The following is a 17,047-nucleotide window of genomic DNA, read 5'->3' on the forward strand; positions in this document are numbered from 1 at the left end:
AAGAAAAAGCCCTAACTAGGCTTTTCTTAAAATCTTCTTCATAAAAGAATTTGAAGAGTAATTTAATATATTTTTCTTATAAACCTTGCTTGCAATCTTATAGACTACAAATATTGAAAGAACTAGTATACCAATGGCAAGGATTCCAGATAAAAGTCCAACACTTCCCTTGATCATCCTCAAAGGCATAAAGAAAACTGATACAAAAGGCAGGTAGGATAGGATTTTAATTAGGAGATTTTCGTCTTTTTCCATGAATATTATAGAAGTGAAGAAGGCAAATACTATGACAAGCATCATTGGAGTCGATACCTTTCCAGCATCTTCTTGCTTTTGGGCAAGAGAACCTAGCATGGCTGCTACTATCATAAATATAAGTAGACTTAAAACTACCAAAATCCCTATCTCTATTAGCATTCCTATATTAATCTTTTTTAAATATTTACCATAATTGATTTGATACTTATCAAATATTCCCTTGGACTTGATTAGGATAAATCCTCCTATTCCTATAATCATATAGATAAGTGTGTGAGTTAGAATTGCCAAGAAGTTTCCAAAAATCTTTCCAGCAAAATACTTACCTGCCCTTATGGATGAGAAGATAAATTCTATCATCTTAGATCCTTTTTCTGTTGCGATTTCTACAACCAAGATATTGGAATACATAACAAGCATCATATACATATAAAATACCAAGGCAAAGTAGAAAACATACATTATCCCTGACTCTTCTCCTTCTTCTACTAGCTTAAAGCTAGGCTCTCTCTTAAGAATTTCTTCTTTGCCTGGGCTTATATCAGCATTTTTTAAATTCAAATAATCCTGAGCTTCTTTTAGGATAGAGTTAAAGGTCAAGATATTCTTGGAATCAAGCTTTCTTGTGTGATAGTCTGCCCTAAGCCTGCCGTCTTCTTCACTAATTTCCGCAAAGTTTTTTATCTTTTTATCTTCCATTAGTTTTTTAGCGCTTTTCTCATCGCTAATTTTTATATCTGGATAAGACTTAAATAATTCTTCTAGTCCATCATCTGCCACTATATAGCTAATATTTTCGCTATTATCTTGGGTAAAATAGGAAATAGCTGTCCCTGCTACTGCCATTATTATAGGAAAGATTACCATAAGCCAGAAGGATTTGGATTTCATCTGCTTCTTCCAAGAATCTACAGCTACAGTCCAAAATCTAGACATCTTCTTCCACCTTTCTTGTAAATATTTCATTGAGGCTTGGAGGAGTTTGGGCAAATACTGGTAGATAAGAAAACTTTTCTGTCAAAATTTTATAAAGCTCCTCCCCATCTTTAACATCACTTAAGCTGATTTTGTAAGTATTTTCATCTCGAATGTAGGATAAAGGAAAGCTATCCAAGATTTCTCCTATATCCTTATCACATTCGATTAAAAGCTTATCTCTAGAATATGAATTTCTAATCTCTCTCGGAGATCCTTCAAGAACAATCCTTCCATTTTTGAGCATAACTAGATTCTTACACATATCTTCAATATTTTCCATATTGTGAGACGAAAATATTATAGTCGTACCACTTTCATTAATTTCCTTAATAATATCTTGTAGGAGCCTGATATTATAAGGGTCAAGACCTGAGAAGGGTTCATCTAAGATTACAAATTCTGGCTTGTAGATAAGACTTGCTAAGAGCTGAACCTTCTGCTGATTTCCCTTAGACAAGTCCTTGATTTTATCCTTAAGGCTTCCCTTTATTTCAAATTTATTGAAATAGGCTTGTAGGGTCTTAGTATCTAGATTTTTCATTAAATTAAGACTCGCAAAATATCTAATCTCTTCTGCTACAGTTTTCTTTGGAGAAAGAGATCTTTCTTCTGGAAGAAAACCGATTTTTTCTAGGGAAACTTTACTCATTGGCTTATTATCATATAGGATTTCTCCCTCATATGAGTCGAAAAAGTCCATTATACACCTAAAAAGTGTAGATTTACCAGCTCCATTTTGTCCAATTATACCGAAAAGATCTCCCTTATTGACCTTAAAACTTACATGGTCCAAGGCCTTAAGCCTTCCAAATGATTTGGATACGTTTTTTATCTCTAACATATTATCCTATCCTTCCAATATATTAAGCACGATTCCTAGTACAAATGGAGAAAGTAGTACTGCAAGGAATATCAACTTTACCCAATTGTTGGCGAAGTTCATGGTAGTTCCAACTCCTACCCTTTTTTCTACAAAGATAGCTGGATCGTCCGGATTGTAATAGATTAGACCACCCAGAATCCACTTATCATCCTCTTCTTCGTAGCCATATCTGCCAGTTTTATTTAAGGCTGAGCCGTCGACTGACCTAAACTTTCCTATTAGAATGCTTCCTCCTATAGAAAATCCGACTGCGATTAGGGCTAGGATCTCGACCAAAGAGTCGTCTCCAGTTTTCATAAAAGAAGGGATTCCTACTTGGAATAAAGCTATAAACAAAATTGCTGATGCAGCATAATAATAGGTCCAAATCCTCCTAGTTTCTAAGAGCCTATCCAAGGACTCTTCTGGTATATCTGGGCTAATTCTCATCTTTGATAGAAGTTGTGATAGATTGGTAAAAAACATCACAGCTAACATAAAGAAGCTTACCATGGTTGGCGACTGGATAGATAAGTAAGATTTGTCGGCAATTCCATCAATTTCTCCCTTGCTATTCATATGCATGATTAATTTATCTGGAAAGTTTTCATAGTCTAGGTGGATCCTTATGGCAAAAATTATTACTATAAGAAGAAGGCCTAGGTATAATCCGAAAAACTCCCTCTTGTTAAAGATTTTTACCTTAGAATAATCTAGACTTACAAGCTTTCTCTTATCCACTTTCTGATCTTTTGCTAATAATTTTAGTTTCTTATTAGCAAGAACTAAAGGGATATAAGTTAGAAAGATTGAAAGAATATAGATAAAATTAAGCAAGGCTTCATTTTCTATAAGATAGCTTAAGCCAAGTATAAATAAAGCTAGGGCAAATCCTACAAGAATTGTCAAAATCCTATAGTCTTTTACTATCTTTTTTACTTCTCTATCCTTTTCTAAGCCTTCTGATAGTCTTACTCCTAGGACATAGCCCCTCTTGGAGTAGGATGTGACGAAGGCTTGGATAAGACTTATCAAAATTATCATTATCCCATAAAATATTGCAATACTCATATTTTCATTCATCTTCTCCCTCCCAAATATTTTCTATTAGCCTATCAAGGTCGGATTTTTCTATATTTTTGACCTTGGCAAGGGCTATGATAAAATCAAGTTCTTCTTTTATCTTCCTCTTCTGACTTTCGCTTATGTCAGGCGTTTTGTCTACAATCTTCGATCCAAAGCGTCTGTCCATGACTATGATCCCATCTTCTTCTAGCATCTTGTAGGCCTTGTTTACAGTGTGGAGATTGACTCCAATATCTGATGCAAGTTGCCTAACTGATGGAAGAGTCTCGCCGAATTCAAGGTCATTTTGGGACAGGGACTTGATTATCCCGCGTCTGATTTGCTCGTAGATTGGCTGATCAGAAGCAAAATCAATTTCTAAAAACATAGACCCTCCTTATATTTTTATCTTTCTTGTTATAGTTATTATATAACAAGTCTATCAATTTGTAAATAAAAAACTCTTGCAAAATATTAATACTAATCGTCCCATCATTAAATTTTGTCTAATAAGAGGACGATTAGATAATTCTGCAAGAGTCCTAGAAGTTGTAATGATTCATAGGTAGGGTTATTATTTCGTTGATTTCTTTTGGAAGCTTTATATCTCGCATAAGGCCTAGAAAGCTTATGGCATCTTTGCCGTATTTTTGTCTGATCTTATAAATTGCAGTATCACAATTTTCGTCTTTGATTAACTTTTTGTAATCAGAGAAGACATCCATCTGGCTTCCACCGCCTTCTTTTCTAAGCTTGATTGCCCTAATGCCGACTGCCCTTACTGGTAAGTCCCACTTGTATTTTTCCTTAAATAGGTCGAATTCTTCTCTGGCAAGGACAATGGATGACTGGCTAGCAAGCTTGATTGGCTTTTGGAAATTGTAGGATTGGAGCTCATTATTTCTTACGAAAATTTCTACACCACAGGCCTCAAGTCCTGCTTGTCTGAGCCTTCTTGAGACAGAAAAGGAAAGCTCCTGGAGGACATTGAAGACTTCTCTGTTATTAAGTAAATCTTTCCTACAGGTAGAAGAGTTTCCTATAGTTTTTACTGGCTCCTTGTGGTCCCTGTCGTGGACTGGCCTTATGTCTAGGCCGTTGGCATATTCCCATAGGTAGATCCCATTTATGCCCAAGAGATTTCTTATAAGATCAGGCTCTGTCTGGGCAAGCTCTCCTAGGGTAAAGATCCCTATTCCATTTAGCTTTCTTTCTGTAGCCCTGCCGACACCCACCATTTCTCTTACAGGAAGGGGCCAGACAATTTCTTTGAAATTATCTTCTCCTATAATGGTAACTGCGTCAGGCTTTTTCATATCTGATCCAAGTTTTGCGAAAATCTTACAGAAACTCACCCCGACACTGACTGTTATACCGACTTCCTCCTTCATCCTCTTACGGATTTTGTTGGCTATCTCTTCCCCGCTCCCAAAAAGATGGGTAGATCCTGTTACATCAAGGAAGCACTCGTCAAGGCCAAAGGGCTCAACCTGGTTGGTATATTCATAATAAATCTTTCTCGCAAGCTTTGAGTGTTTGAGATATTCGTCATAGTGGGGAGGAACTATGGTAAGGTCAGGACACTTAGCGAAGGCCTGCCACAAGGCTTCACCTGTCTTTACCCCAGCTTCCTTAGCTTCTTGGCTTTTGGCAAGGATAATTCCGTTCCTATTTTTAGGATTTCCTGCGACAGCCATTGGAATTCCCTTAAGTTTTGGGTTAAGCTTTTGTTCTATTGATGCATAACAAGCGTTCATATCTGAATGTAGTATAAGTTTTTTCATAATTACTCCTTGAATTTCACAGACTGTTAATGTATAATTTAGACAATAAATGACTTAAGAATATTATAAGACCTTGAGTGTCTTTTGTCAACCATTTTTCTAAATAAAAGTCTGTAAGCTAAAGGAGAGCATATGGCATTTGCTAATAAAGTAAAAGAATTAAGAGAAATCAAAAAATTAACCCAAGAAGACCTAGCCAAGTTGTGTAATGTCTCAACCAAGACCATATCAAGATACGAACTAGGAGAGTCCAAACCAAGATACAGGAAGACCTACGACCTTTTGGCCAAACACCTTGATACAACTCACGACTACTTGGTAACTGATGAGGACGAATTTATCCTAAAGGCTAGGGAAAACTTCGGCGAAGGCGGAGCAAAGGATGCCCAAGATATGATAAATGGAGTGATTGGCCTAATGGCAGGAGGCGAGCTTCCAGAAGATGACAAGAGAGCCATCCTCGATGCCATATCTGAAGCCTACTATATAGCCAAGATGGAAAATGAAAAGAAGGATAAATAATGGGAGTATCATACGATAGTATCTACAAAAAGGCGAGGGAGGTCATAGATACCTACAAGTCCAGAGACCCCAGGGATATCTTAGAAAGAAGAGGTGTCCATCTTATAGCCTTTAAGTCAAACACCAAACTTTTGGGCATGTATAAGATTATTAAGGGAGTAAGCTTTGTCTTCTACAATCCCTTCGTAGATGAGAGGATCCAAAATATGGTCTTTGCCCATGAGCTGGGCCACCATCTTTTTCACGAGGATGCCGCCGCCAATGACCTTATCGAATATGAGCTTTTCGATATCAATTCTGAAATGGAACTTGAGGCCAATATCTTCGCAGCCCACCTTCTCCTAGACGAAAAATCTCTTATAGAAGATGTGAAAGAAGGCTATACCTACAACCAACTCGCCAGTATGTACGATGTAAATGTAAATCTTATGATCTTTAAGTTAAATGAAATGCACAGGATGGGTATGCCTATAAGAAAGGAAAGCCCCTCATGTTCGACCTTTTTTAGGGATATAGAAGATAGTAAGTGCAATTACTAGGAAGATATTTAAATTTGTTCTTAACTTAAAGAGCTAATTATTACTTTTGAGAAAGTTTGTCTTTTATATATTTTAACTTCTAAGAGAAATTATTGCACAATAAAAGACCTCCAAGAGGTCTTTTTGCTTGTTTTATTTAGCTTCAGATACGACCTTGATTGTCTCATCTTTATCTAGGGTAGATCTTGCATAGATTGAGTAGTTCTCTCTTTCTACTACTAGGTATCTAAATGATCCATCATCCCAGAATTTGCCGTCTTCTTCGCCTACTTTTACATCTTCAGCATCTTCTGGTATTTTAAAAAGCTCCTTGAATCTTTCCTCATTGTCAGAGACTTGTACAGTGATTTTTTTTGCAGGATTTTTCTTTAGACCAAACTCTATAGTCAAAAGGTCCTCCTTTTCGTCTCTGAAGATTTCTTCAAAGTCTTCCGGAAGACAGTTATAAGCTACATCGTAGATTGGGCTATCGAACTTCTTGTCTTTAGCTTCTTTGTCAGTTTCTTCCTTCTTATCTTCTTTGGAATTGTCCTCAGAAGTCTTATCTTCTGCCTTTTCCTCTACCTTTGTTTCTTCCTTGCTATCCTCATTATTCTTAGCATCATTTGAACAAGCCATTAGGCCAAAAGCTAGGACAAGAGTCATGGCACTTGCAAAAATCTTTTTAATCTTCATTCCCTCTCCTTAGTTTCTCCTTCATTAAATTCGATATCAATTATACTAAATTTCTAAATCTTCTACAAGCCTTTGATTAAATATAGTTAAAATTCTTGAAAATCGAAAACAGCTCTAGCTAGGACTTCTACGGCTGGGGCTATGGCCTTGTCTGAACAGAAGTAATTCTTGCTATGAAGGGCTTCTTTCGGATGTCCTTCTTCCCCACTTCCAAACCAGTAGAAAAATCCAGGAACTTCCTTCATAAAGAAGGCGAAATCTTCACTGGCCATGGTGTGGCCTTCCTTTAGGATATTTTCTTCTCCCAAGACTTTACTCGCGGAAGAAAGAGCCCTTTTATACATATCTTCCCCATTACATACAGAAGGAATCTTTTCAGTGTAGGTAATCTCATACTTACATTCGTAGGCCCTTGCCATATTCTCTACTATGGCCTCCATCCTTTCAATGGCTCTTTCAAGATTTTCCTCAGAAAGAGAGCGAATGGTGGCAGATAGGTGAGTCTTATCTACTACTAGATTATCTTCTGATCCTCCATTTATAGAATTTACTGAAAGGACGGTCGAGTCGAAGGGGTTAGCGTTTCTTGAAATTATGGTCTGGAGGGCCATGACTATGTTTGATGCACAAACTATAGGATCTATGTTAAGATGAGGCATAGACCCGTGTTGACCCTTGCCGAAGATATCTATCTTGAAGTTTACCTTGGAACTCATCAAGGAACCCTTTTTTATTATAACCTTACCGGAGTCTACTTCTGGCCAATTGTGAAAGCCCAAGACCCTATCGATTTTGACTTTGTCGAAAAGCCCCTTGTCCACATATTCCTTGGCTCCCCTGGTGATCTCCTCGGACCTTTGAAAGATAAATACCACATCGCCCATTAGCTTATCCCTATTTTCACTGAGGACTTTCGCGACAGCCAAAAGACTTGCTGTGTGATAGTCGTGTCCGCAGGCGTGCATGGTATTTTCTTCCCTGGACTTATAGGAAATATCAGTCTCCTCCTTCTGGGATAGGGCGTCGATATCTGCCCTTAGTCCTATGACCTTGCCAGCTTTTCCTGTCTTAAGCCTTGCGATTAGGCCTGTTTCTATGGGAAAGTCGATTATTTCGACTCCTTCAAGTTTTTCTAGAAAATCTCTTACAAGTTTAGTAGTCCTATATTCCTTGCCAGATACTTCTGGGTGCATATGGATTTGGTGTCTAATTTCTATAATTTCTTCTAAATCTTTATCAGATAACTTTAAATTCATACTACTTCCTTTATATATTCTCAATATGAATATACTTCTAAGAAAATTTCTAACAAAAAAAGAAAAGCTAGATTTCTCTAGCCTTTCTTGGGATTTCTATTTAGTAAAAAGTGGCATATCTTCTTCTACTGTAGTATTTCCTGCGATATTAAAGTTTTCTACCAAGAAGTCTACTACTGTTGGTGAAAGGAAGGCTGGAAGTGTTGGTCCTAGGTGGATGTTTTTTACTCCTAGACTTAATAGGGCTAATAGAACTATTACAGCCTTTTGTTCGTACCATGCTATGTTGTATTCGATTGGTAGGTCGTTTATGTCAGATAGGCCGAATGCATCCTTTAAGGCTAGGGCAATTTGAACGAGTGAGTAAGAGTCGTTACATTGACCAGCATCTAGAACTCTTGGGATTCCATTGATATCGCCAAGACCTAGCTTGTTGTATCTATATTTTGCACAACCTGCGGTAAGAATTACATAATCTTCTGGTAGAGCCTTAGCAAAGTCTGTGTAATAAGTTCTGTCCTTGTGTCTTCCGTCACAACCTGCCATTACTACGAACTTCTTGATATTTCCTTCCTTAACTTCGCTAACTACCTTATCAGCAAGGGCTATCACTTGATTGTGGGCGAAACCTCCGACTACTTTTGTATCTTCAAGATTTGTTGGAGCTTTACATTTTTTGGCCATTTCGATAATTTCTGTAAAGTCCTTGTTGCCATTTTCGTCTGCTTCTATGTGTTTACATCCTGGATAACCTGCATTTCCTGTTGTAAACATCCTGTCTTGGTAGGTGTTATTTTTCTTCATTGGAACGATGCAGTTGGTTGTCATAAGGATTGGACCGTTGAATTTCTCAAATTCTTCGTTTTGGCTCCACCAGCTGTTTCCGTAGTTTCCGTGGAAGTTGTCGTACTTTTTAAATTCTGGATAGTAGTTTGCTGGAAGCATCTCTGAGTGAGTATAGATTTCTACTCCGCTATCCTTTGCTTGATCTAGGAGCATCTTCATATCGTGAAGGTCGTGGCCTGAGATTAGAATTCCTGGCTTATTTCCTGCAGAATAATCTACTTCTGTGATTTCTGGATTGCCGTAAGTTTCTGTATTAGCCTTATCAAGTAGGGCCATAGCCTTAACTCCGTGGCTTCCTGTCTCCATCACAAGGTCGATTAGCTTAGATATATCTGTATATCCTTTTGTAGTCTCTTCAAGGGCCTTTGCAATGAATTCATCTACTTCTTTATCCCTAAAGCCTAGGACATTGGCATGGTGGTTGTAGGCAGCCATTCCCTTAAGTCCGTATATTACAAGCTCTGTAAGAGATCTTTCGTCTTCATTTACTATATTTAAAACACCAACTTCGATTGCTTTTCTAGAAAGCTCGTCGTCATCGTCTGATGAGTATAGGGCAAAGTCAGAAAGACCTTCCTTAGAAACTTCTCCCAAAAGCTCATCTTTCATGGCTATAGTCTCCTTTACTATAGAAAGAATTGCTTCTGTGTCGAAGTTTGCATTGGTGATAGTTACGAAAAGGTTGTTAGATAATCTATCGTAAAATCTCTCTTCTACTTCTCCTTTTTTATTTATTACTTCAGCAAGTCCCTTTGTTACATATACGAGAAGGTCTTGCATGTTTGCTGTATCTTCCTTTTTTCCACATACGCCTTGGACCTTACATCCTTCATTCTTGAAAGTTTCTTGACATTGAAAACAAAACATAAATAAACTCCTTTTTTATTTTTCTTAACTTAACTGTCTCTATTATAAACCACAAGTGTATATATAATCTGTAACATATGTTACAGAAAATGATTTTTGCTAAAATATTAGTATATTAATAATAAGAAAGATGATATAAACATGAAAACAAGGAGGTACTATGTCATTTTTAGATAAAATCAAGGGTGCTTTTTCTGGAGATAGCAATAAAAACGAAAATGTAGAAGAAGTAAGAGAAGTTAGATCAGATGAGATAATTCTTGCTCCACTTACAGGAGAAGTTAAGGATATCAAGGAATGTAGCGACCCAGTATTTGCCCAAGAAATCGTAGGCAAGGGAGTGATCATTGTTCCAACTGAAGGAAAAGTTTATGCTCCAGTTGATGGCAAGATCTCAATGCTTGCTGAGACAGGACACGCTGTTGGAATCACATCAGAAAATGGTACAGAACTACTAATCCACATAGGACTTGATACAGTTGAGCTTGAAGGAAAACCATTTGATATCAAAGCAGAAAATAATGCTAATGTAAAACGTGGCGATCTTCTAATCGAATTCAACATCGAAGAAATCAAAGCTGCTGGTAAGGAAATCCAATCACCAGTTATCATAACAAATACAGACGATAAGACAATAACAAGCCTAAAACTTGGTCAAATCAACCACGGAGAAGATTTACTAAAGATTGAAGCTTAATAACAAGGGGACTGTTGCAATTGTAGCAGCCCTTTTTATATTAATAGGGAGGAAGAATTGAAATTAATCGGAGTCGATATAGACGGCACTCTTCTAAATAGTAAAAACGAACTTACTACTAGGACGAAAGCTAGTCTTATTAAGGCAAGTAAAATCGGCCACAAGGTCGCAATTATTACGGGCAGGGACTTTTATGCGGCAGACTTTCTGGCCAAAGACCTTGATTTTGATAAGTTCGGAGGACTCGTCTCCTCATCTAACGGAGCCCATGTCTATGATATGAAGGCTAAGAAGGCAATCATAAACCACACCATAGACCAGACTCTAATAAGAGAAATGATTGTATTTGCCAAAGGGCTCGGCTTTGACTATATAATCTATCATAAGGGAGAAATCTTAGCAGAAAACGAACATGCTCATAGCCTAGAATTTCTGGCAAAGAAAAATAAAATGCCTTATAGGATCATTGAAAATTTAGAAGAGAAAATAGACTTTCCCCTTAATAAACTTCTTTTCTCAGCAGAGCCTTCAATCATAAATAAAAATATAGAGAAGTTTAAGGAAAAATTTGAAAGCCGAGTAAACCCCATCCACTCCATGCCCCAATTTCTCGACTGCATGCCCCTTGATATCAATAAGGGCAGGAGCATCCTAGAAATTGCAGACTTCTTCTCGATCGAGTCCAAGGACACCCTAGCCTTTGGAGATGAGATTAACGATATGGAAATGATACAAATGGCAGGAACTGGAATCGCTATGGCTAACGCAAGCGAAATATTAAAAAAAGAGGCAGACTTCATCAGTCTTTCAAACGACGAGGATGGGATAGCCTATTATATAGAAAAGAATATACTTAAGGAGAAATAATGAAACTAATCGGAGTAGACGTCGGTGGAACTCTAGTAAATAGCAAGAGAGTCATCACAGAAAAGACAAGAGAGGCCTTGATTTCCGCTATGAAGGTTGGCCATAAGGTCGTAATAGTTACAGGAAGACCAACAGCAGGAGCGAGAAACCTGGCAGAGGCCTTGGAATTTGATAAATACGGCGGTCTTATTTCAAGCTTTAACGGAGGAGCCATAACAGACTTTGCCACAGGTAAGGTCCTCGCCAACCACGAAATGGACCATGACCTTGCAGTAGAGATGATAAAACTTGCCAAAGGCTTGCCCCTTGAGACTATGGTGCCTTTTAGGGATACTGTTTATAGTCCAAAGATCGGACCTTACACAGAAGGCGAGGCAAGGACTCTCATGATGACGGCTGAAGAAGTAGAAGATCTCGACCAAACACTCGACTTTCCAGTAAACAAAATCCTCTTTGCAGCAGACCCTGACCTTATAGATGAGCCAACTAGTAAGCTTAAAGAGAGATTTGGAGACCTAACAGAGCAAGTCAAATCAGCAAGATTCTATTACGAAGTTATGCCTAGGGGACTTTCTAAGGGAAATAGCCTTCTAGAGATCGCAGAAATATTTAATATAGATCGAAAGGACATCATCGCCTTCGGTGATGAAATGAATGACGAAACTATGATAGAGGCTGCTGGAGTAGGAGTCGCCATGGGTAATGCCGTAAGTAAGATAAAAGAAATAGCAGACTACGTAACCCTCTCAAATGACGAGGACGGCATAGCCTACTATCTAGATAAATTCCTATTATAGGGCGTATTAATAAATCATCTCCTGCCAATGTTAGATTATTTTAGAATATCTCCCTCATAGTCTTCAGTTAATTCCATAAGAATCTTGGCAAGGATAGACTTACCAGATACAGCATTTCCGATTCTAACATAGGGCTTAGCTTTTCCTATATCCAAATTTATCTTATCAAACACCTTGTATCTACCTGGGCCAATGATAGATTGTTTAGCTTAGCTTCTACTTGTGGAGTCTTTCCTTACCTCTTACTTTCTCTTATGTCAGGTATTTCACTAATTACCATATACTTAATCATCCTTATTATTTTTATTATATGGAAATATTATAGGAATCTCTATAGACAAACCATTTATGGAATAATATCTAAATATATGATAAAATAATTGTTTAGCTGATGTGAAAAACTTAGAAAAGAACAGACTCACAATATTATAACCATATTATTAAATCTTATAATAAGTTTATATGTCTACCTATTGATTAATTTTTGTTGTAAAAGTGTCTTTTCTTTTAATATATACTGCATATCAGATATATTTATCAATTTTGTCTTATTATGAGTAGATATTATAATGCACTTTCTTTTAGCTTTTAATAAATCTAATTTCTCTAACATATAATGAGAAGATTCTTCATCTATACCATTAAATAATTCATCATATATCAAATAATCTGCACATGACACTATACTTCCAATAAAGTATAATTTTTTCTTCATTCCCAGAGAAAAAGTATTTATTCGATCGTTCATATTATTTTCTAAATTTAAAATTTGTAAATCTTTCTTAAATATTTCAAATGAGAGATTCTTATCAGTATAAACATTACTTACAAAATTCAAATAATCAATAGCTTTTATATCTTCATCAATAAAAGAGTAACTTGGTAAATAAAATATTTTTCTTCTAATTTCTATATTATTGACATTTTTACCGTCTAACAAAACAAGTCCTTCATCCAAATAATACGGCCTTACTATACAATCCAATAGAGTAGACTTTCCTATACCATTTTTCCCAAGAAGTATATTTATATTTCCACATTCGAATATTGCATTTATATTTAATAATACATTTTTATTTTCAAAACTTTTTGTAACATTTACTAACTCTAGCAATAAAAGCCCTCCTTAACAAAAATAAAACTACAATATTCAATATAGAGCACGCTAAGATTTCTAATTTTAAGCCGCAATCAAAAATAGATATACTATCTTTTAAAAAAGTTAAATATATTAATGAAATAATAACCACAATAAATCTTGTATATATGTTTTTTTCCCTTTCATTTTTATCTGCATTAAGCAAATAATCAACAAATAAAGCTACTTGAGACCATAAAAATAGGCTAGTTAAAATAAATAGCACATTCAAAATAAACGCTATTTTTACTTTGCACAAAACAATCACTATATAAGGTAAAAATATTAGCATCCAAATAAATGTATTACTGATAACTTTTACATTAAACAATTCTAGTTCGTCCAATGGCACTATATCTCGTAGAGTGCATATAGAATTTTCTATATAGTATGCACTAGATGAAAAATAATTTACAGAGCTCAATAAAATAGTTAAATCAAAAAATAATATACTATCATACTCATGTCCCTTTAAAAAAATAATTGTCGATATCATTAATATATAAGATCGAATCAAATTTAACTCAAACATTTTATTTAATAACATTTTTTCTAATTCTCTCTTATATAAATATTTATATTTGAATAAATATTTATCACATGCTTTTATTACTCTCTCCTTCAAAATTGATTTTTTAGTTTGAGTTAATGTGTATGAGTACCTAAATATATTAGATACAAATAATTCATTTTTATCCTTGCATAAAATGAAAAATGTAACCATATCAGCTAAAATCAAAACGAATAATACAAAAAAACAATCCTCTAAATAGTTGAGTATTAAATGCATTAAAACAGAACTAAATATAAATAATATACTCAAACTAATAAATGAATTAGATAGCAAAATATTCTTTTTTAAATTTTGTGGAATAATTATAATTCCAATATTTATAGTTAATAACGATGATAACATTAACATGCAATAACATAAAAAATTTATTTTTCCAAAAATAACATCTGGCAAAATTAATGCTGAACTCAACAATAAATATTTTGTATACTCATATATATATATTCTTAAGATAATTTTTTTTAATTTTAGTGGATATATTGAGATAATCTTATTATTTTTAGGTAATATAAGTTTTTTCACTATAATCATTAAAATATAAGATAAAATAATTGTTAATAATATTTCTTTTACTTGAAGTAATAAAAGCTCTTTGTTTGTAGCAAAATATGTGATAAAATAACTTAAATATGCAGCAACTATATATCCAGTTATACGAATACTGATATTTTCAGTATCATAAAAAATATCAGTATTCATCAACTTTTTATTAATTAATACCTTTCCCATACTTTCCTCAAAATTACTGAGTTTATTATAGTTTATGCTTAAAGATAATTTAAACTTAAATTATAAATATATTTATCTTAAACATAGCTTACATAATTATATTCTAATACACTCTATATTAAAGTATAATAGTAGTACGACATTCCAATCAGCACCAATAAATATATTATGGAATGAAAAATGTATAATCTTTTTTGTAAACTAAACAGCATATTTGTAATCAAGGCTAAAACTGGTATTAAAAAAACCCCTATCTTAGAATCTATATATATTTGTTTAGATCCTTCATGCAAAATAGGTATTTGAACCGGAAGTTTGCTAATAAAAAATGCCGAAACTAAAAACATAATTAATATTATCACTAAATTTATATAGAAATACTTCTTAGAGTCTCCTTTATTTTCTAAATTTAAATTTTTGTTTATAAATTTTCTTAACATTTGTTCACCTCTTTGCCGTGCGATGGAGAAACCGCAATTTGCTCAATTATAATTGGACTTATCATTGGTAATATCATTAATATAACATTACTTTGAAAATTAATCAAATTATCGAATTTTGTTTCTTCTAGAATAGTATAAATTTTAGGTTTTGTATATTTCATATTTTTCTCCTTTTCTTTATTATAATAAATTTCTTCAAAAAAGGTAACCCATACTTTTGCGGGGTTACTAGGAATTGTTTTTTGTTATATGATTAACACTTTTAATAAGGGATAATTTAAGTTCTCTCTTAAGCATCCAATCACAAAGTTTTAATGCTTTATCTATGTCTTCTATGTAATCTATCACTCCTAATTTGTACTTGGATATTCCTAAAAGGTAGTAGATTAAAATTATCCTATTATAATTATTAATAGCAGAGCTTAGCTCAAGAGCCTTATAGGAAATATCTACTGCTTCCTGATAGGAAGAAGTCATATAAAAAAATCGTGCTTGATTGTATAGGATATTGATATAGTTAGGATTATAAATATCTAAATTATCTAACAGATTCTCTAAAATTTTTCTTGCCTTATGTATATCTTCTGTATTCACATAAAACTCGGATAGCTTTGTCATTATTCTAATTTCTATATCGCTAGCAGGAATGTAAGATATAGGATTTATCTCACTGTCTTTAACTTCAAGAGCTTCTATTAAATAATCTCTACATTTTTCATCTTCGTGTTTTACTTCTTTTCATATATTGCTTTATAATATAAGATATATTGATTCAAAATATTCTTGTACCTATTAGGCAAATGTACATCCAAGTCTTCTAACTCTTCAATATCTTCTTCTAGACTTCGATAATTGGTATTTGAAAAATTTCTGTCTATTTTATTAATCTTGTTATTGATAGTCTCCCAAGAGGAGCCCTTTTCGTTCATCAAGGTAATCTCGAAATCTATTCCTAGAGCATTTAATATATCATCTAGGTTGTCAAATCTCGGATTATTATAATTGTTCTCAATTCTACGAAGGCTTTCTTCACTAATACCCGCATACATTGCCAAATCTTTTTGAGATAACCCCTTACTTTTTCTAATTCTTTTTATCTCACTCCCTATGTACTCATAATCACCAGCCAAATTTACTCCTTTCATTATAGAATTTTTTTAATCTACTATTTTTATTTTACCAAAATATCATAGAAAACTCTATGACAAATTGTCTATGGAATAATATATAAATATATGATAAAATGATTATTTAGGTGATGTATATGAATGATAGAAAATATATTTTTGGGAAATTCTTAAAGGATATTAGAAATAAGAGAAATTTAAGTCAAGAGAGATTGGCTGAGCTTAGTTTTATTAATATTAAAACTATTTCTAATATGGAAAATTCCAAGGTTAATTTTGATTTGGATAACTTGGATAGGCTTTCTTCCGTTTTGTCTGTCGATCTGATTGAAAAGTATTTTGAGATAATGTATGAGGATAGCTCAAGCATTGAAAACATCATTTCTTCCTTAAATAGCAAAGATAGGTACGAGGGGAAAGATCAGTCCCCTGAGATTAATGAACTTATAAAAATAAAAGAAAGAACTTCTAGAGATGTTGTGAAGGTTAAGGCTTATAAGTTGATTATGTTTTTTAGGAGTATGGAAATCAAAGATAATCCTGCTCTTAGAAAGAATTTGATTATAAAGGCATTAAATGCAGGTGGAAAATTTAATTTCAACAATCTAAATAATAATTATTATGATAATATAGATTATAGGATTTTGATGAACTATGCAACGTGTTTAGATGATATCCAAGAAAGGCTAAGAATTTGTAAGTTTATAGAAGATAGCGAAGTCTTAGATGAAAATGCCAGGGCAATTTTGTATCATAATATTAGTAATATTTATTACATATTGGAAGATAATAAGAAAGCTCTAGAATATATTAATATGGCCCTAGCTAATAATTCGAAGAATCCTAAGTCGGCTGTAATGCTTTATACAAAAGCTATTATCCTAATGGATGATAAGCTTCCTTACGAAGATTATATAAAAGAAGCCCTCGACATTTCTAAAAGAACTGACCCTGATACTTATTATTTTATCTTACATAAATTCAATAATATAAAAAAATAGCTTACTAGTATAATTATTCTAA

At 34.0% G+C, this 17,047-nt stretch carries 20 protein-coding genes; 6 read left to right on the top strand and 14 right to left on the bottom strand.

Annotation, left to right across the window (positions count from 1 at the left end):
• Positions 1-15 precede the first annotated feature (15 nt).
• The 5 genes from C7D97_RS06155 to C7D97_RS06175 all read right to left on the bottom strand — a co-directional run bounded on the left by C7D97_RS06155 (position 16) and on the right by C7D97_RS06175 (position 4,947).
• Positions 16-1,194, bottom strand: a complete 1,179-nt coding sequence (locus C7D97_RS06155) for an ABC transporter permease (RefSeq protein ID WP_105301220.1) — start codon at positions 1,192-1,194, stop codon at positions 16-18.
• Positions 1,187-2,077, bottom strand: a complete 891-nt coding sequence (locus tag C7D97_RS06160; RefSeq protein ID WP_105301221.1) for an ABC transporter ATP-binding protein — start codon at positions 2,075-2,077, stop codon at positions 1,187-1,189. Before C7D97_RS06160 ends, C7D97_RS06155 begins: the two co-directional genes overlap by 8 nt.
• A 6-nt stretch (positions 2,078-2,083) precedes the next feature.
• Complete coding sequence (locus C7D97_RS06165; RefSeq protein ID WP_105301222.1) at positions 2,084-3,181, bottom strand: DUF1648 domain-containing protein; 1,098 nt, start codon at positions 3,179-3,181, stop codon at positions 2,084-2,086.
• Positions 3,174-3,551: a GntR family transcriptional regulator gene (locus tag C7D97_RS06170; protein ID WP_105301223.1), complete on the bottom strand. Its 378-nt coding sequence runs from the start codon at positions 3,549-3,551 to the stop codon at positions 3,174-3,176. Before C7D97_RS06170 ends, C7D97_RS06165 begins: the two co-directional genes overlap by 8 nt.
• A gap of 154 nt (positions 3,552-3,705) precedes the next feature.
• Positions 3,706-4,947 (bottom strand): DNA polymerase Y family protein, encoded by a 1,242-nt coding sequence (locus C7D97_RS06175; RefSeq protein WP_105301224.1) that lies wholly within the window; start codon positions 4,945-4,947, stop codon positions 3,706-3,708.
• 132 nt (positions 4,948-5,079) lie between these two features.
• Between C7D97_RS06175 and C7D97_RS06180 the strand changes: the two genes are divergently transcribed.
• A complete protein-coding gene (locus C7D97_RS06180) occupies positions 5,080-5,469 on the top strand; it encodes a helix-turn-helix domain-containing protein (RefSeq protein ID WP_105301225.1) in 390 nt (129 codons plus the stop codon).
• Positions 5,469-6,008 carry an ImmA/IrrE family metallo-endopeptidase gene (locus C7D97_RS06185; RefSeq protein WP_105301226.1) on the top strand — a complete coding sequence of 180 codons (540 nt, stop codon included), beginning with the start codon at positions 5,469-5,471 and terminating at the stop codon, positions 6,006-6,008. Before C7D97_RS06180 ends, C7D97_RS06185 begins: the two co-directional genes overlap by 1 nt.
• Positions 6,009-6,140: 132 nt before the next feature.
• Here the strand turns inward: C7D97_RS06185 and C7D97_RS06190 are convergent, their stop codons facing one another.
• From C7D97_RS06190 to hcp, 3 genes are all read right to left on the bottom strand, one after another.
• A complete protein-coding gene (locus C7D97_RS06190) occupies positions 6,141-6,683 on the bottom strand; it encodes a DUF4367 domain-containing protein (protein WP_105301227.1) in 543 nt (180 codons plus the stop codon).
• 86 nt (positions 6,684-6,769) lie between these two features.
• The gene (locus tag C7D97_RS06195) at positions 6,770-7,939 is read right to left on the bottom strand and encodes a M20 metallopeptidase family protein (protein ID WP_105301228.1); all 1,170 of its coding nucleotides are present in this window, start codon (positions 7,937-7,939) and stop codon (positions 6,770-6,772) included.
• 96 nt (positions 7,940-8,035) lie between these two features.
• Positions 8,036-9,652, bottom strand: a complete 1,617-nt coding sequence (hcp, locus tag C7D97_RS06200; RefSeq protein ID WP_105301229.1) for a hydroxylamine reductase — start codon at positions 9,650-9,652, stop codon at positions 8,036-8,038.
• 160 nt (positions 9,653-9,812) lie between these two features.
• Between hcp and C7D97_RS06205 the strand changes: the two genes are divergently transcribed.
• The 3 genes from C7D97_RS06205 to C7D97_RS06215 are packed head-to-tail and all read left to right on the top strand — an operon-like array spanning position 9,813 to position 12,013.
• Entirely contained in the window at positions 9,813-10,349 is a 537-nt protein-coding gene (locus tag C7D97_RS06205) for a PTS sugar transporter subunit IIA (RefSeq protein WP_105301230.1), read from the top strand.
• Positions 10,350-10,406: 57 nt separating this feature from the next.
• Positions 10,407-11,216, top strand: a complete 810-nt coding sequence (locus C7D97_RS06210) for a Cof-type HAD-IIB family hydrolase (RefSeq protein WP_105301231.1) — start codon at positions 10,407-10,409, stop codon at positions 11,214-11,216.
• Positions 11,216-12,013 (top strand): Cof-type HAD-IIB family hydrolase, encoded by a 798-nt coding sequence (locus C7D97_RS06215; RefSeq protein ID WP_105301232.1) that lies wholly within the window; start codon positions 11,216-11,218, stop codon positions 12,011-12,013. Before C7D97_RS06210 ends, C7D97_RS06215 begins: the two co-directional genes overlap by 1 nt.
• 35 nt (positions 12,014-12,048) lie before the next feature.
• On the opposite strand, the gene C7D97_RS10515 is transcribed toward C7D97_RS06215, so the two are convergent.
• From C7D97_RS10515 to C7D97_RS06240, 6 genes are all read right to left on the bottom strand, one after another.
• The gene (locus tag C7D97_RS10515; protein WP_158679119.1) at positions 12,049-12,186 is read right to left on the bottom strand and encodes a hypothetical protein; all 138 of its coding nucleotides are present in this window, start codon (positions 12,184-12,186) and stop codon (positions 12,049-12,051) included.
• A 293-nt stretch (positions 12,187-12,479) separates the two neighbouring features.
• Entirely contained in the window at positions 12,480-13,127 is a 648-nt protein-coding gene (locus C7D97_RS06220; RefSeq protein ID WP_105301233.1) for an ATP-binding cassette domain-containing protein, read from the bottom strand.
• Positions 13,093-14,454 (bottom strand): hypothetical protein, encoded by a 1,362-nt coding sequence (locus tag C7D97_RS06225; protein WP_105301234.1) that lies wholly within the window; start codon positions 14,452-14,454, stop codon positions 13,093-13,095. The genes C7D97_RS06220 and C7D97_RS06225 overlap by 35 nt, the downstream gene beginning before the upstream one ends.
• A gap of 433 nt (positions 14,455-14,887) precedes the next feature.
• Positions 14,888-15,058 carry a hypothetical protein gene (locus C7D97_RS10520; RefSeq protein WP_158679120.1) on the bottom strand — a complete coding sequence of 57 codons (171 nt, stop codon included), beginning with the start codon at positions 15,056-15,058 and terminating at the stop codon, positions 14,888-14,890.
• Positions 15,059-15,125: 67 nt separating this feature from the next.
• Entirely contained in the window at positions 15,126-15,515 is a 390-nt protein-coding gene (locus C7D97_RS06235; protein ID WP_105301236.1) for a tetratricopeptide repeat protein, read from the bottom strand.
• Between the two features lie 110 nt (positions 15,516-15,625).
• Positions 15,626-16,027 carry a helix-turn-helix domain-containing protein gene (locus C7D97_RS06240; RefSeq protein WP_158679121.1) on the bottom strand — a complete coding sequence of 134 codons (402 nt, stop codon included), beginning with the start codon at positions 16,025-16,027 and terminating at the stop codon, positions 15,626-15,628.
• 134 nt (positions 16,028-16,161) lie between these two features.
• Here C7D97_RS06240 and C7D97_RS06245 point away from each other — a divergent pair, with 134 nt between their 5' ends.
• Positions 16,162-17,025 carry a helix-turn-helix domain-containing protein gene (locus C7D97_RS06245; protein WP_240308891.1) on the top strand — a complete coding sequence of 288 codons (864 nt, stop codon included), beginning with the start codon at positions 16,162-16,164 and terminating at the stop codon, positions 17,023-17,025.
• Positions 17,026-17,047: the final 22 nt, after the last annotated feature.

Origin of the sequence: Anaerococcus marasmi (genome assembly GCF_900290195.1) — a bacterium.
In the GTDB taxonomy this organism is placed as follows: domain Bacteria; phylum Bacillota; class Clostridia; order Tissierellales; family Peptoniphilaceae; genus Anaerococcus; species Anaerococcus marasmi.